16 protein-coding genes are annotated in these 16,185 nt (G+C 31.2%); 13 read left to right on the top strand and 3 right to left on the bottom strand.

Going from position 1 to position 16,185, the window contains the following annotated elements; all coding sequences use genetic code 11:
• The first annotated feature begins 69 nt into the window (after positions 1-69).
• Genes AAID94_05840 through ispG form a run of 5 tightly spaced genes read left to right on the top strand, consistent with a single transcriptional unit; the run spans position 70 to position 3,945 of the window.
• Positions 70-300: a hypothetical protein gene (locus AAID94_05840; GenBank protein XAK23362.1), complete on the top strand. Its 231-nt coding sequence runs from the start codon at positions 70-72 to the stop codon at positions 298-300.
• Positions 290-535 (top strand): hypothetical protein, encoded by a 246-nt coding sequence (locus AAID94_05835; protein ID XAK23361.1) that lies wholly within the window; start codon positions 290-292, stop codon positions 533-535. The genes AAID94_05840 and AAID94_05835 overlap by 11 nt, the downstream gene beginning before the upstream one ends.
• The gene (locus AAID94_05830) at positions 532-978 is read left to right on the top strand and encodes a type II secretion system protein (protein ID XAK23360.1); all 447 of its coding nucleotides are present in this window, start codon (positions 532-534) and stop codon (positions 976-978) included. Before AAID94_05835 ends, AAID94_05830 begins: the two co-directional genes overlap by 4 nt.
• The gene (locus AAID94_05825) at positions 975-2,813 is read left to right on the top strand and encodes a primosomal protein N' (GenBank protein XAK23359.1); all 1,839 of its coding nucleotides are present in this window, start codon (positions 975-977) and stop codon (positions 2,811-2,813) included. The genes AAID94_05830 and AAID94_05825 overlap by 4 nt, the downstream gene beginning before the upstream one ends.
• 58 nt (positions 2,814-2,871) lie before the next feature.
• Positions 2,872-3,945 carry a flavodoxin-dependent (E)-4-hydroxy-3-methylbut-2-enyl-diphosphate synthase gene (ispG, locus tag AAID94_05820; GenBank protein ID XAK23358.1) on the top strand — a complete coding sequence of 358 codons (1,074 nt, stop codon included), beginning with the start codon at positions 2,872-2,874 and terminating at the stop codon, positions 3,943-3,945.
• 83 nt (positions 3,946-4,028) lie between these two features.
• On the opposite strand, the gene flgH is transcribed toward ispG, so the two are convergent.
• A complete protein-coding gene (gene flgH / locus AAID94_05815; protein ID XAK23357.1) occupies positions 4,029-4,727 on the bottom strand; it encodes a flagellar basal body L-ring protein FlgH in 699 nt (232 codons plus the stop codon).
• 101 nt (positions 4,728-4,828) lie between these two features.
• Here flgH and pta point away from each other — a divergent pair, with 101 nt between their 5' ends.
• From pta to AAID94_05800, 3 genes are all read left to right on the top strand, one after another.
• Positions 4,829-6,334: a phosphate acetyltransferase gene (gene pta / locus AAID94_05810; protein ID XAK24788.1), complete on the top strand. Its 1,506-nt coding sequence runs from the start codon at positions 4,829-4,831 to the stop codon at positions 6,332-6,334.
• A gap of 13 nt (positions 6,335-6,347) precedes the next feature.
• On the top strand, positions 6,348-7,538 hold the full coding sequence (locus tag AAID94_05805) for an acetate kinase (protein ID XAK23356.1): 1,191 nt from the start codon (positions 6,348-6,350) through the stop codon (positions 7,536-7,538).
• Between the two features lie 74 nt (positions 7,539-7,612).
• Complete coding sequence (locus AAID94_05800) at positions 7,613-8,104, top strand: hypothetical protein (protein XAK23355.1); 492 nt, start codon at positions 7,613-7,615, stop codon at positions 8,102-8,104.
• Here AAID94_05800 and AAID94_05795 read toward each other — a convergent pair.
• Positions 8,092-8,982: a hypothetical protein gene (locus tag AAID94_05795; protein XAK23354.1), complete on the bottom strand. Its 891-nt coding sequence runs from the start codon at positions 8,980-8,982 to the stop codon at positions 8,092-8,094. The two genes, AAID94_05800 and AAID94_05795, sit on opposite strands and share 13 nt — an antisense overlap.
• Positions 8,982-9,917 (bottom strand): 16S rRNA (cytosine(1402)-N(4))-methyltransferase RsmH, encoded by a 936-nt coding sequence (rsmH, locus tag AAID94_05790; GenBank protein ID XAK23353.1) that lies wholly within the window; start codon positions 9,915-9,917, stop codon positions 8,982-8,984. The genes AAID94_05795 and rsmH overlap by 1 nt, the downstream gene beginning before the upstream one ends.
• 152 nt (positions 9,918-10,069) lie before the next feature.
• Here rsmH and AAID94_05785 point away from each other — a divergent pair, with 152 nt between their 5' ends.
• From AAID94_05785 to flgG, 5 genes are all read left to right on the top strand, one after another.
• Positions 10,070-11,557, top strand: coding sequence for a SurA N-terminal domain-containing protein (locus tag AAID94_05785; protein XAK23352.1), 1,488 nt, complete (start codon positions 10,070-10,072; stop codon positions 11,555-11,557).
• Positions 11,554-12,942, top strand: a complete 1,389-nt coding sequence (gene ftsA, locus AAID94_05780; protein ID XAK24787.1) for a cell division protein FtsA — start codon at positions 11,554-11,556, stop codon at positions 12,940-12,942. Before AAID94_05785 ends, ftsA begins: the two co-directional genes overlap by 4 nt.
• Before the next feature lie 16 nt (positions 12,943-12,958).
• On the top strand, positions 12,959-14,071 hold the full coding sequence (gene ftsZ, locus AAID94_05775; GenBank protein ID XAK23351.1) for a cell division protein FtsZ: 1,113 nt from the start codon (positions 12,959-12,961) through the stop codon (positions 14,069-14,071).
• A 140-nt stretch (positions 14,072-14,211) separates the two neighbouring features.
• Entirely contained in the window at positions 14,212-15,024 is an 813-nt protein-coding gene (locus AAID94_05770; protein ID XAK23350.1) for a flagellar hook-basal body protein, read from the top strand.
• A gap of 30 nt (positions 15,025-15,054) precedes the next feature.
• Positions 15,055-15,846, top strand: coding sequence for a flagellar basal-body rod protein FlgG (flgG, locus tag AAID94_05765; protein ID XAK23349.1), 792 nt, complete (start codon positions 15,055-15,057; stop codon positions 15,844-15,846).
• The last annotated feature ends 339 nt before the right edge of the window (positions 15,847-16,185 follow it).

Raw genomic sequence — 16,185 nt, 5'->3', positions numbered from 1 at the left:
TAAATTTTTTTCTGCTACAATTACAAAAAAATATTTTTATTTTAAATTTCTATAACAGAAGGCAAACCTATGTTCGATGAAAAAATTATTAACACAATGTCAGATAAAGTCAATGAGTTGATTGAAAAATACAATGAAGTGTGCGAAGCAAATGAAAATTTAAGAAACGAACTTGTAAGCGTAAAAGCGCAAAATGAAGCAAAGAGCAATCAAATCATGCGTTTAGAAGAAGAGCTTAAGTCTCGCAATATAGAAAGTGAAGATATTTTCAAAAAAATAGAGGCTGTACTTGGCAAGTGATAATTTAAAACAAGTTATTATCAATGTTTCTGCAAAGGATTTCATTGTTAAATGCAGTGGAGAATTTGCGAATTTTTTGGAAGATGATATCGCTCTTATTTCTGGTGGCACTAAAAAAATAGAATTAAAGCGTTTCGTCGATGCTTTTGTAAAAAAAAGCTATGAGAATTACATCTTAGAAAGAGAACTTAAAAAACTTATAAAAGCGATCAATGAAGAACTCCCTGTAAAATGAAAAAGGCTTTTACTCTTTTAGAGCTTATTTTTGTGATATTGATTTTAGGGATATTGGCAAGTTTAAGCTTCTCTTTTGCCAATCAAAATAAAAATAATGCGAAATTATTAAAATTGAAAATAGACTATGAAATGCTAAATTCAGCTTTAGCTCTTATGCGTACTCAAGTTGAACTCAAACAAATCAGTGCTTTTTCTCCTAATCTTGATGAAGCAAAAATCAATACTCAAAAAGAAAAGTTATTTTATTGTCAAGCTAGTCAAAATTGCACTTATTCTTTACTCCATGCACCTATTTACTCTAATTTAAATGCTTGGATGAAAACAGCACCTAATCGATATAGATTTTTTTTAAATGCAAAAGAATGGGTTGATTTTTTTTATAATGCTGATTTTGCTATTTTAGAATGTCTTAGTGAAAAATATTGTAAAGAATTATTATGAGATATTATGAATTAGCAGTTTTTGGACTTTATTTGCAAAATTTAATCTTTCATAGCGAGGAAGAAATTCCGGCTTTAAGGGAGGTTATTATTGATTTAAAAAATAAAAAAAATCTTAGAGCTTTAGTATTAAAAGAATGCCAAAAGCCTGAATTTCAAACAAAAGAGATTAAAGAAATTACACCTTTTTCGTTAAGCTGTGTGCAATTTGAATTGGCGAAATTTATTTCGTATTATTATACTTCGAAACTAGGCTTTGTATTAGGACTTTTTTCTACTCATCAAACCTATACTTGTGATCCGGTTAAAATAGAAAATGAACCCAAATTAAGCCAAAAGCAAAAAGAAGCTTTAGAATTTGTAAAAACTAATCCCACTTCTTTGCTTTTTGCAGATACAGGTAGTGGGAAAACTGAAATTTATATTTGTTTAATAAAGCAATATTTAGAACAAGGAAAACAAGTTTTGCTTTTAATGCCAGAAATTTCTCTTACTCCACAGATGCAAAAGCGTTTAGAGGTATATTTTAAAGATAAATTTTTTCTATGGCATTCTAAAATTTCAAAGAAAAAAAAGCAAGAAAATTTAGAGCGTTTTTGCAAGGGTGAAACACTTTTGGTCGCAGGAGCAAGATCGGCTTTATTTTTACCTTTTGTAAATTTAGGACTTGTCATAGTGGATGAAGAACATGATAATTCTTACAAAGCGTCTAATCAACCCTATATTAATGCTAGGGATTTAGCGCTTTTTTTGAGTTCAAAATTTGATATCAAAGTGCTTTTAGGCTCTGCTACCCCTTCTTTAACGAGTTTTTACAAGCAAAAGAGTTTCAGGCTTAAGGGTACTTTTTTTGAAAGTAAGAAACATTTTTTATACGACGAAAGCGAACTGGGTATAACCCCTATGCTTTTAGGTGAGTTGAAAAAAAGTTTGGAAAATCAAAAGCAAGCTATCATTTTTTTACCCACAAAGGCTAATTTTAGGCAAATTGTTTGCAAAGATTGTGGGCAAACCATAAAATGTCCTTTTTGTTCTATTGCTATGAGTTTACATAAAAAAAGAAATGTTTTAAAGTGTCATTATTGTAATTATACTTCTTTGATAGAGCAAAATTGTCCTAGTTGTCAAGGTGCAATGCTAGAGGCTAGGAAGATGGGTACAGCAGAATTACAAGAACTTTTGCAAGAAGCTTTACCTTTGGCAAGGATAGCTAAATTTGACAGCGATGAGATTACAAGCATTCGAAAACTTAATGCCATTTTGAAAGATTTTAACGAAAATAATATTGATATACTTATAGGAACTTCTATGCTTGCTAAAGGACATGATTATCATAGTGTAGATTTAAGCGTTATTTTAGGACTTGATGAGTATTTGTTTCGCCCTAATTTTAAAGCAAGTGAAGAAACTTTAGCTTTGGCTATGCAAGTAGCAGGAAGAGCAGGGCGCAAAGGCGAAGGAAGGGTGCTTTTACAAACAAAAAATAGGAATTTTTTTGAACGATATATAGAGGATTATGATAGCTTTTTGCAAGATGAATTAGAAAACAGAAAAGATCTTTATCCTCCTTTTAAGCGTCTTTTGAGAATTGTGATCGAAGATAAAGAGCAAAAGCAGGCTCAAAATTTGTGTAAAAAATTAGTTGATCAAATCAGTCACATTTTAAAAGTTGAAATTATAGGATATGGAGCTTGTAGTATAGAAATGTTAAAAGGGCAATATCGTTTTTATATATTACTTCGTAGCGATTTTTATAAAGCTTTAATTAAAATACAAGAATATGCTTTAAATTTTAAAAATGTTAGCGTAGATATAGATCCTATTGATTTTTTATGAGGAATTAAAGCAAAAAATAGCTAAAATTTTAAAAATTATTTACAAAAAGAAGCTGAAAATGGAATATAAAAGATTTAAGACAAGACAAATTAAAGTGGGTGATGTTTTAATAGGTGGAGATGCGCCTATTTCGGTGCAATCTATGCTCTTTACTAAAACAAGAGATATTGAAGGTTCTTTAGAGCAACTTAATCGGCTTTATTTTGCAGGAGCTAATATCGTGCGTTTGGCATGTTTGGATATGGCGGATGCAAGAGCTTTAAAAGAGATTAAGGCAAAAAGTCCTTTGCCTTTGATTGTAGATATACATTTTAATCACAATTTAGCTGTATTTTGTGCTGAATTTATTGATGGAGTTCGTATAAATCCAGGCAATATAGGCTCAAAAGAAAATATTAAAGAAGTAGTAAAAGCTTGCAAGGAGCGAGGTATTCCTATACGTATAGGCGTCAATCATGGCTCCATAGAAAAAGAATTCAGCGATAAATATGGATATGGCGTAGACGCAATGCTAGAAAGTGCATTGTATAATATCAAGCTTTTAGAGGATTTGGATTTTTTTGATATAAAAATTTCGATGAAAACCTCTGATACTCAAAAGACCATAGAAGCCTATGAAAGATTAAGACCGCTTTGTGATTATCCTTTTCATTTAGGAGTAACAGAAGCAGGGACTAAATTTCACAGCACGATAAAAAGTTCTATTGCTTTGGGCAATTTGCTTCTTAAAGGTATAGGTGATACTATGAGAGTTTCAATGACCGGTGAGCTCGAAGAAGAAATCAAAGTCGCAAGAGCAATTTTGCAAGATAGCGGAGTGCAAAAAAGTGGAGTAAATATCATCTCATGTCCAACTTGTGGAAGAATTCAAAGTGATTTAATTAGCGCTATTAAAATCGTAGAAGAAAAAACTAAACATATCAAAGAGCCTCTAAATATCAGTGTTATGGGCTGTGTTGTCAATGCTTTAGGCGAGGCTAAGGGTGCTGATGTAGCTATAGCTTTTGGAAAAAATCAAGGACTTGTTATAAGACATGGAGAAGTTGTAGCAAAACTCAAAGAAAATGAACTTGTGGATAGATTTTTAGCTGAAGTAGAAGATGAGGTTAAGAGTAGAGAGATAAAAGAATAGATTTTATTTTAAGTATGGATGTTTAAAATAAAATCGCAATAAAATTTAAGTCCTAATTTTAAGGACTTAAATTTTAAGTTTATTTAAAAAGGCCATATAGCTTCTATGACTTTGCTTCCCCAAGGTTTTCTAGTACTTCTATCCACTTCACCTTCGGTTTTGTAAAGAATTTTTGCATCTGCTATATATCTACTATCTATAGTATTATCTTGACCGATATCATAAGGACGAATCACACCGCTAAGTTGTATGATTTGTTTTTCTCCATTAATCAAAAGCTCTCTTGAACCTTCGATAAAATAATTGCCATTAGATAAAATTTTAATCACGCGTGTTGAAATTGTAGTATTAAAACTTTCATTACGACTTTGAGCACCTGTTCCTTGGTAGTTGTTAGTACTATTGGTTTGAAAGCCTATATTAGAATAAGCATTTACTTTATCAATTGCAGTTCCAAGCAAGCCACTTCCACCTGTTAAAGCTCCCCCTCCTAAATTGGAAGTATTGGTTCTACTTGTGGCCTTATTGGCTTGAGTGCTTTGAGTGGTACTTTCTTGGATAACCACAGTAACTAAATCATTTACATTCATCGCCTTTTTATCAGAGAATAAAGGATTATCTCCTTTTCCAAAAAGTGATCCGGGTGCAGTTTCTACATTGTTGCTTTGTTTGGGTGCAAGCTCTTCTACATAAGCAGGCGGCTTCATAGAAATTTGTGGATCTACTGTTGCAGAACATCCAAAAAATGCAAAAGGTAACACATAGAATAAAACTTTTTTCATTTTCGTCCTTTAAATGATGAAATTTCATTTTTATTTGTTAAAATAGTTTTTCAAGTAAGTATAAAGCAAAGAGTGTTCCACTTTTTAAAACCAAGGAGAAAATAATGGCAAATCTTTATTTGATGAGATCTAGGAGTGATGAGTTAAATACATTAATCACCACGAAATTATTGAAAAACTATAGCAAGATATATAAAAATATAGCTATTTATTGTCCTGTGATTTATGTACATCGTATTCCTGTTTTGCAAGGATGGCTTGAGGAATTTGATATCAAGCAAACATTAAAAAATGCTTATAGTTTTACTTTTAGAGAAGCTATGGAAGAATTTAGCAAAGATCCGCATAGTTTTTTCAATACCATCTTAGAAGAATATGAAGAATTAAATCGTAAATATGATTTTGTTCTTGTTAATAGTTTTTGTGAATTTGGAATACTTGATGGTTTTGATCTAAGTATAAAATTGGCGAAAAATCTTAACACTCCTATAGCGGCTATTATCAATGATGAAGATAAGTTAATAGCTCAAAAGTATTTTGATGAAGCTTTAGATGGCAAAGATTACGCCTTGATTAATGAAAATTTTAATTTTGAAGAAGTGCATAAGTTGCAAGCTTATGATTTTATGACTCCACATCGTTTTAAATATGAACTCATTAAAAAAAGTGTTAAAAATAAAAAAACTGTTGTTTTGCCAGAAAGTAATGATGAAAGAATTTTAAAAGCAGTTGAAATTTTGTTAAAAAGCAGTGTGGTTGATCTTATTTTGTTGGGTGATGAGCAAGATATCAAACAAAAAGCTGATGAATTAGGGCTTGATTTAACCGCAGTAAAAATACTCAATCCGCTTAATTCAGAATACAATGAAGAATTTGCTACTTTGTTATATGAAGCAAGAAAATCTAAGGGAATGAGCCTTGAAGAGGCTAAAGAATTAGTTAAAGATAGGACTTATTTTGGAACCTTGTTAATACATAGTGGAAAAGCTGATGCTATGGTAAGTGGAGCATCTACAACTACAGCTGAAACTATTCGTCCTGCACTTCAGATTATTAAAACTCAAGAGGGTGTTGATTCTGTTTCGGGAATTTTCTTTATGGGGCTTGATGATAAAGTCTTAGCTTTTGCAGACTGCGCTGTAAATCCAAATCCAAATGCTGAACAACTTGCAACCAGTGCTTATGTGAGTGCCATGACTGCGAAGTCTTTTGGTATTGAGCCAAGGATAGCTTTACTTTCTTATTCTAGCGGAGACAGCGGCAAAGGCGAGAGCGTAGATCTTGTTAAAGAAGCTTTGAAAATTGCCAAGGAAAAATATCCAGAATTAAATATCGATGGTCCTATGCAATTTGATTGTGCTTATGACCCTAAAACCGCTGCTAAAAAAATGCCAAATTCTAAGATAGCGGGCAATGTAAATGTATATGTTTTTCCTGATCTTGATGCCGCAAACATTTGCTATAAGGCTGTACAAAGAACAGCAAATGCTTTAGCAATCGGTCCTATTTTGCAAGGACTTAAAAAACCTGTAAATGATTTAAGTCGCGGATGCTTGGTTGATGATATAGTGGATACAGTTATTTTAAGTGCCATACAAGCACAGTAAGAAAGGAAAATAAATGAAGATTTTAGTTTTAAATTCAGGCTCCTCGTCTATTAAATTTAAATTTTTTGATGATAAGGTGGTTAAAGCTAGTGGTTTGGTGGAAAAAATTGGAGAAGAAAAATCAAAAGTTATACTAAAAAATGCTTTAAATGATGAAAAATTTGAAAGAGAACTTCCTATAAAAAATCACGAACATGGTTTACAAATTGTCAATGAGCTTTTTAAAGAATCTGGAATTTTAGAAGATTTAAATGCGCTAGATGGCTGTGGTCATCGTATAGTGCATGGGGGAAGAAATTTAAGCGAGCATTGTTTGGTTGATGATTATGTATTAAAAGAAATTGATAGAGTTAGTATTTTTGCGCCTTTGCATAATCCTGCGCATTTAGCGGGCATTAAAACGATGATGAAGGCTGCGCCTAATGTTAAAAATACAGTGATTTTTGATACAGCATTTCATCGTACTATGCCTGATTTTGCTTATATGTATGCTTTACCTTATGATTTTTATGATAAGCACAATATAAGAAGATATGGTTTTCATGGTACTTCTCATGCTTTTGTAAGTGCTAGAGCTGCTAAATTGCTTGGAAAAGACAAAGAAGATTTAAATGCAATTTCAGCACATCTTGGAAATGGTGCAAGTGTTTGTGCTATTGAAGGAGGTAAAAGTATAGATACTTCTATGGGTTTTACTCCTCTTGAAGGTCTTGTTATGGGAACTCGCTGTGGTGATTTAGATCCAGCAATTTTACCATTTATCAGTAATCTTAAGGGCTTAACAATAGAGGAAATCGACACTTTGCTTAATAAAAAAAGCGGACTTTATGGAATTTGCGGTTCTAATGATTTTAGAGATATAGGAGCGAAAATAGAGCAAGGCGATGATAGAGCGCGTTTGGCTTTTGATATGTTTTGTTACCGCCTTTTAAAATATATAGGGGCTTATTTTACGGTTTTACCTAGAACGGATGCTATTATATTTACAGGTGGTATAGGTGAAAATGCCGCTTCGGTTCGCCAAAAAGTTTGCGAAAGATTATCTCATCTTGGTGTCGAACTTGATATAGGATTAAATAATGAAAAATCAAGCTGTGAAAGAATGATTAGCACCGCTAATTCTAAAGTAAAGATTTTTATCATTCCTACAGATGAAGAGCTTGAGATTGCTAGAATTACAGAAGAGTTGATAAACAAAAGCTAAAAGCTTTTGTTTTAACCCAAATTTAATTTTCTTTAGATAGTATTTTAAACTAAAAATTTAAAAGTGTAAAAAATATGAAAAAATTTAAAGATTTTAGTTGTAATTTTCTTTTTAAGATATCCGATCAGCCTGTTCTCTTGCGCGATTTACTTGAAGCTAATGCTTTATTTAATGATGGAATGCTTGTGGATCCTTCCAAACTTAATTTTAATTTTAAAATTTTAAATTCTTATATATATTTTGGAATTTTCTGCGCTTTGATTTTATTACCATTATTACTCATTACGCATTATCTTTTTACTCGTCTTGATTTTCATATCAGTATAATCAGTGCCGTAGCTGTTACCGCATGTGTTTTTATTTCTTACGATATTTTTAAGGTTTATGCTCGCAAAATGATTTCAAAAAAATTAATACAAAAAGCGTGGGCTTTGCATTTTCCTTATTTTGCGTATGAAAAATATTCTATTATGGCCGGCAATTTTTATAAAGAAGCCTTAAAGGAAGAAATTCCAAAAGCAAATTTAGAACAATATGTTTTAGAAAAAATCATTCATTCTAAATAATCTAAAATTTGATTTTGAAAGCGCATGATTTCCAAGCGTCTTTTTAAATCTTTATTTTCTTCATCAAGTACACTTTCTTCTACTCTTAAAGTAGCAATTTCTCGACTAAGATAGTAAATTTGATTTCTTATATAAATTTGTGGTGCAAATAAAACAAGAGTAAAACTGACAAATAATACAGCAAAAAGCAAATGATTAAAATTGAGATTTTTATCTTCTTTAGTAGCATTGCTAAATCCTTCTAGTAATACATTTTTAACTTTTTGCGCATCTTCATCGTATTCTGTTTTAATGGGCTGAATTTCGGGTTTTTCAATCTCTGCTTTTATTTCTTGTGTTTGTATTTTTTTTTGTAAATTTTCTAGGCTTTGTCTTATATCAGGTTTTAAGTCAGTTTGTGCGGGTTGGATCTTATCATTTTGTAATTTTTTAATTTCTGTTTGCTTGTCTGTGTGCAAATATTTTTCTTGAGTGTTATTGTGAGTAGTTTTATTTTGTATAGCTTGAATTTCTTTTTTCTTCAGAAAAGAAAAAAGTTTTTTTGTTTTTTTATTTTTTGGTTCTTGGTTTTTATTTTTTTCTTTTATTTTGGAAAAAATTTTTTTAGCCAAAGATTGTTTTTCTTCTAATTTAACATTTATCAAGTCTTCTTTTAAATATATATTTGATTTTTTTGTATATTCTAACTCATACTCTTCTTCTACTTCATCTAAGAAACGATTTGAACGTTTTTTAAAGCGGCGTCTTAAAATATCATCACTAGAGATTTCTTCTTTTAAATCATCATCCAAAGGTTTACCTTGATTGACGGCACGAGAAAATTTAAGCATTTTTTGGCGTATATTTTGTTTTTCTTTTAAGAAATCATCATCTAGCATTATTTATCCATATTTTTAAAATGAAATATCCGCATTTTTGCACAGCTTGAACGAGAGTTAATCATAATTTCCTCTTTGCTTGGAACTATGGCTTTTTTACTTATAATTTGTCCTAAAGCATGATTATTTCCACATTCACATTTAAAGGCTCTTTCATCACAGATGCAATTTTTAGCCCATTTTTTAAAATAGTTTTTTACTATCCTATCTTCTAAAGAATGAAAACAAATAATAGCTAGGATACAATTTTTTAATTTAATTTTTTCTAATTTTTCTAAAAAAGTTTTTAAAACTTCAAGCTCCTGATTGACTTCTATTCTGATAGCTTGAAAAACTAGAGTTGCTTTAGAAATTTTTCTATGATTTTGTTTTGTTTTTCCTATGATTTCATAAAGTTCTTTAGCGCTTTTTATTTTATTTTTTTGTCTTTCTTGACAAATTTTTTGAGCGATAAAGTATCCATCATTTAATTCTCCATATTTTTTAAAAATATCACTCAATTGTTCTTGGGTGTAATTATTAACAATATCAAAAGCTGAATTTTTAGCATCTTGATTCATTCTCATATCTAAAAAATCAGAATGAAGATTAAATCCGCGTTTATTATCATCAAGTTGATAAGAAGATACTCCAATATCAGCTAAAATGCCTTTGAGATCGTTCAGTTTATCGTGTGAAATTTGGTCTAAAATTTGACTAAAATTACTCAGAACAAATTCTGTTCTATCTTGAAAATCATGAAGACGCTTTTTTGAAAATTCAAGCGCTTCTTTATCTTGATCGCATGCTATAAGTTTAAGGTTTGGATGATTTTTAAGTAAGGATTCGCTATGACCACCAAAACCCACAGTACAATCTAAAAAATACCCCGAGTCTAGTTTTTTAAATGCTTGATTTACTTCATTGAGTAAAACGGGAATGTGTGGAATTTTCAAATCCTATATCCTATAAAATTTTTATAAGCTATAATTATAACGAAATTTTAACTAAAATCAAAATGAAAATATTTAACAAAAAACTACTAATTAAACTCTAATTAAACACTTCTGCGATAAAATATGTAGTTTAATTTTTATCAAGGAATGATATGCTTACTTGGATGCAACATCACAAAAAATATCTTGTTATTACTATATGGATTAGCACCATAGCTTTTGTTGGAGCCGGGTTTTTAGGTTGGGGTGCTTATGATTTTAATCTTAATAGAAGTTCGAGTGTTGCTGTAGTTGGAGATGAAAAAATCAATTATAATGAATTTAATGTAAGATATAATCAGATTTTTAATTATTACAACCAAATTAGCAATGGTGGTTTAAATGAAGAAAGCGCTAAGCAATTAGGAATCGAAAATGCCGCATTAAGCTCTTTAGTTGAAGATAAACTTTTGTTAAATTTTGCTAAAGATTTGGGATTAGGTTCAAGCGAAAATGAAGTTATTCAAGCACTTGCTGAAACTAGAGCCTTTCAAGATCCTTCAGGTGATTTCAATAAAACAATTTACTACGAACTTTTAAATGCAAACAATATGACTCCAAAAGAATATGAAAAAACTCTTTCAAATGAAATTATTATCGGTAAACTAGAGCAAATATTTAATCTTCCTCAAACAGATGAAGAGTTGAAAATGCTAGGAGCTAGCTATTTTATGCAAGATTCTTTAAATATCGCAAAACTAGAGCAAGATAAAGAAAATATACAAGTTAATGAAGAAGAGCTTAAAAAACTTTGGAATGAACACAAAGAAGATTATAAAACAAAAAAAATATATGAGATTTCCACTTATTATCTACCAGTGGATATGCAAAAAATCGATGATAGCAAGCTAGAAGAATTTTATAATAATGAAAATAATAAATTTAAATATAAAGATTTTAGCGGAAAAATCATGAGTTTTGAAGCGGCTAAAAAGGATGTTGCCAAAGATTATGCTTTAGCGCAGCTTAAAAATACGGCTAATGCTAAATTTTTAGAATTAAAAGAAGGTAAAGATAATTTCCAAAAAGATGAAAATATCACAGACTCAGATGTTTATTACCCACTTGAAGCTTTATCTAGGGCGAAAAATGGAGATGTGTTAAGACCGAGTGAATATCAAAATGGTTATATTATCATCAAGCTTAACAAAACCAATCCTATAAGAACTAAGACTTTTGATGAGGCTAGGGAAGAGCTTATGCCTATTTATATCAGTGAACAGGTGAAAAAGAATTTAGAAGAAAAAGCTAAGCAAAATTTAGAAAATTTTAGCGGAACTAATATAGGTTTTGTAAGCAGAGATACTGTAAGAAATGATGCTAAGATTAGTAATATATTAAATGAAGCGGAATTTAGTTATTTTCTAATGAATGTTTTTAATTCTGATCAAAACCGTTCTTATGTTATTTTAAATGAAGATAAGGCTATACTTTATAAAATTAATAAGCAAAAGCTTGATATGAATCCTGAAAAATTTCAGCAATATCGCACAATGCTTAATCAGAATTTACAAAACTTAAAAGCTAATGAAATGAAACAGGAATTGATCGAAGAGCTTAAAAAAACATATCCAATAAAAATTTATTATAAAGGTAAATAATTTTGAATATATTAGGAATTGACTTAGGTTCGACACAAACTTGTGCCATTGTCGCTCAAAAAGATGAGGAAGGTTTAAAAATTATTGGTTTTGCAAAAGCAAAAACTAATGGTGTAAAAAAAGGCGCTATTACCAATATCGAACTTGCCTCAAAATCGATTGAAGAAGCAGTTAGAAATGCAGAAATGATGAGCGGTGTTCATTATGATAAAGTGGTGGTTTCTATTTCAGGTGCCTATACTAAAAGTGTTGACAGCATAGGTGTGGTAAATATACCAAATCATGAGATAGGTATCAAAGAAATTCATCGTGCGGTAAGTACAGCCAAGCACACTGCAAATCTTCCAAGTGGTTATGAAATTATCCATGTTTTACCTTATAATTTTAAGGTGAATGATTTAGAACATGTAGATGATCCTTTGGGTATGAGTGGAAATCGTTTGGAGGTTTCAACTCATATAGTTATTTCTCAAGAATCTCATATTAAAAATTTAAAAAAAGCTGTTGAGTTGGCTGATTTAAGAGTTGATAATATAGTCCTTTCTGGTTATGCTTCGGCTATAGCTTGTTTAGATGATAGTGAAAAAGAACTAGGTGCTGTTTTGATTGATATGGGTGGAGCCATCTGCGATATGGTAGTTCATACTGGAAATTCAATTCGCTATAATGATTGTTTACAAATTGGATCGATTAATATTACCCAAGATTTATCGATGGCTTTGCATACCCCTTTAAAAGAAGCTGAGAAAATTAAATTAAATTATGCAGCTCTTTCTCAACAACCTAATGCATTGATACAAATTCCTTCTATGGGAGATGAAAGAAAAGTAAATGAGGTTTCTTTAGATATCATTTCAAATGTAATTTACGCGAGAGCTGAAGAAACTTTAATGATTTTAGCTAAAATTTTAAGCGATAATCGTTATGCAAATAGTATAGGTGGTGGTGTTGTATTGACGGGTGGAATGACTAAATTAGCAGGTATTGACGAGTTGGCTCCTGCAACTTTTGATAACCGTTCTGTTAGACTTGCTACTGCTAGAAAAGATTTGATTACTGGATTTAGTGAAATTTTTAACGATCCTGAAAATACTTGTGCTATAGGACTTTGTTTATATGGTGCAGGTTATTTTACACCTTATGAACTTGATTCAAATGAAAAGTTAAGATATAAAGGGGAGATAGAAAATTACAACCGTCAAATTAGGCAAGAAATAATTCCACAAAAAGAAGTGGAAAATGAAACAAAATCTGATTTTTTTGGCGAAAATTTGCAAGAAAATGATACAATAATATTACAAGAACAATTAGATTTTAAAGAGCCAAAAGAGAAAAAACCTAATGTTTTTTCAAATATTTGGCATAAAATAATGAATCAATTTTAACAAGGAGAAAGTTTTTATGAGCGAATTTTTAGTAGAAGAGATGCAACATAATAAAGGCGCTAAAATTAAAGTTATAGGCTGCGGTGGTGGCGGTGGAAATATGATTAATCATATGGTCAAGATGGGCTTAAATGACCTTGATTTAATCGCGGCTAATACTGATGCACAAGCTATTTCAAATTCATTAGCAAAAACCAAAATTCAACTTGGCGAGAAAAAAACAAAGGGACTAGGCGCAGGTATGTTGCCAGAGGTTGGGGCAGAGAGTGCTAGAGAAAGCTTTGAAGAGATTAAAGCTAGTCTTAGCCAAAGCGATATCGTTTTTATCGCTTCAGGTTTTGGTGGCGGCACAGGAACGGGCGCTACTCCAGTCATTGCACAAGCAGCTAAAGAAATAGGTGCTTTAACTGTTTCTGTTGTAACTATGCCTTTTGCTTTTGAAGGAAAACAAAGAAAAAAACTTGCTGAAAATGGACTCCTTGAACTCAAAAAAGAAAGTGATTCTATCCTTGTGATTCAAAATGAAAAGCTCTTAAGTATTATTGATAAAAAAGCAGGGATTAAGGATGCTTTTAAATTGGTTGATGATATTTTAGCTCGTGCTGTTAAGGGTATGGTTTCTATACTTTTAGATAATGGCGATATCAATGTTGACTTTGCCGATGTTAGAACTATAATGAGTCATCGTGGTTTAGCACTTATGGGTGTAGGTAGTGCTAGTGGAGAAAATGCTATCGAAGAGGCTCTTTCTAATGCCATAGAATCTCCATTATTAGATGGTATGGATATTAAAGGGGCTAAAGGGGTTATTTTGCATTTTAAAACAAGTTCTAATTGCTCTTTGATTGAAATTTCTGCTGCTGCAAATAATATTGAAGAAATTGTTGATGAGAATGCAAAGATTATTTTTGGTTCTACTACTGATGATAGCATGGAAGATAGGGTAGAAGTTACTATTATTGCTACAGGATTTGAAGATAGAGACAGTATGGCTAAAAAAGCTGCAGAAGAGGCTGAAGCTCCTAAAAAAAATCCTTATTTAAACCTTAGAAAAGTAAGTGGTGGTTTTGATGAAGAGATAATGGCTCAAATTGAAACTCCTACTTTCTTACGCCGTCAAATGGACTAAAACGAAATATTTTTTAGCAAGATTTTTATAAATCTTGCTTTTTATTTTTATTCATCTAATCCCCTAAAATTCATTCTTTTAAAAAGTTGGAACACTCTTTGCTTTATAAATTAAAATATTAAAATTTATAGGTGAAAAATATGCAAAATGGATATTATCAAGCAACGGGCGGGATGGTAACTCAATTTAACAAACTTGATGTTATCACAAATAATCTTGCCAATATTAACACGAGTGGTTACAAAAGAGATGATGTTGTAATTGCAGATTTTAAAAGGATTTTTAAAGAAACTCAGGATGAGTTACCTATAGAAAATCACACAAGAGATGCATCAAGATTTGTAAATACTACTATAGATGGTGTTCCTCAAGTTTCACAAGGATATACAGATTTTAGCTTAGGCTCTTTAAAAGCGACTAACAATCCTTTAGATTTGGCTATGACTAGGGAAGATGCTTTTTATTTGGTTCAAACTAAAGATGGTGAAATAAGATTAAGCAAAGATGGAAATTTTCAGCTTAATGAAGAGGGTTATTTGGTCAATAAGCAAGGGTATAGAATTTTAAGCAGTGATTATTTTAATAATCCTCAAAATGCAGGAATTCGTATCCCAAATGGCGCGGTTTATATCAATGTGGACAGAAATGGAAGCATTGAAGTAGATGGTGTTCAAAATGCAAGATTATTTATCGCTCAAGTAGATGATATAAGAGCTTTGCAAAAAGATGGGGATAATGTTTATAGGATAGATGATTTAACGCGTATTAGAGATTTGGATAATTCCAATGCAGTCCGCCAAGGTTTTTCTCAAGGCTCTAATGTCAATCCAGTAACCGAAATGGTAGGGCTCATAGAGGCAAATAGAATGGTAGAAATGTATCAAAAAGTTATGACAGCTCATATGGATGATTTAAACCAAGAAGCTATCAATAAACTTGCAGCTGTTAAATAAAATAATATAAAATAGATTAAAGGATAGAAAATGATGAGATCACTTCATACTGCTGCTACGGGAATGGTAGCACAGCAAACACAAATTGATGTTACTTCAAACAATATTGCAAATGTCAACACAGCAGGTTTTAAAAAGGGTCGTGCAGAATTTGCTGATCTAATGTACCAAGTTATGAAATATGCAGGAACTTCAACTTCAGCAACAACACTTTCTCCATCGGGTATAGAAGTAGGTATTGGTGTACGCCCGACAGCTGTGACAAAGGTTTTTACTGAAGGTAATTTAAAGGCTACAAGCACAGATGGTCTTGATATGGCAATTGCTGGAAATGGTTTTTTTCAAATTCAACTCCCTGATGGCACGATAGCTTATACAAGAAATGGGCAATTTACAAAAGATAATGAGGGGAATATTGTTAATGCAGATGGTTATAGGCTTTTGCCTGAAATGACTATACCAGAAGGAGCAACTGCGATTAATGTGGCTACCGATGGCACAGTTTCTGTAATGCTTCCAGGGGAACAACAAGAAACGCAAATCGGTCAAGTTGAACTTGTACAATTTATCAACCCAGCTGGACTTCATTCTATGGGAGATAATCTTTATCTTGAAACAGGAGCAAGCGGTGCACCTGTAGCAGGTATAGCAACTCAAGATGGACTTGGAACAATAAGACATGGTTTTATAGAGCTAAGCAATGTGCAGCTTGTTGAAGAAATGACCGATCTTATCACAGGACAAAGAGCTTACGAAGCAGGTTCAAAGGCTATCACGACAAGTGATGATATGCTTGGAATTGTCAATCAATTAAAAAGATAATTTAAATTAGTTATATAAATTTATGGTATTTTTATGCCATAAATTTTTCCAATTATTAATTGACTAAAATGTTTACATATTTAATTACATTATCCGATTATATTTCTCAACAATGGTATAAAATTATCAAACATTAAATCTAAAATATTATTCAAGTTTAAAATAATGAAAAAACAATTCAAATGAAGTATAATCGATCAATTTCTAAAATATATAAAATTAGGGATTAGAAATTCTGATGCAATATTAACAATAATAATTTTTGATTCTTTATGAAAGTGAATTTATACAATATTGAAAAGTAAGAATTTAAGAAGTTATCAATAAAAATAAAGCAAA

It is taken from the genome of Campylobacter coli, assembly GCA_039516895.1.
GTDB classification, from domain to species: domain Bacteria; phylum Campylobacterota; class Campylobacteria; order Campylobacterales; family Campylobacteraceae; genus Campylobacter_D; species Campylobacter_D coli_B.
Note: the sequence above shows the minus strand (reverse complement) of the source record. Positions and strands in the feature narration are given on the sequence as shown.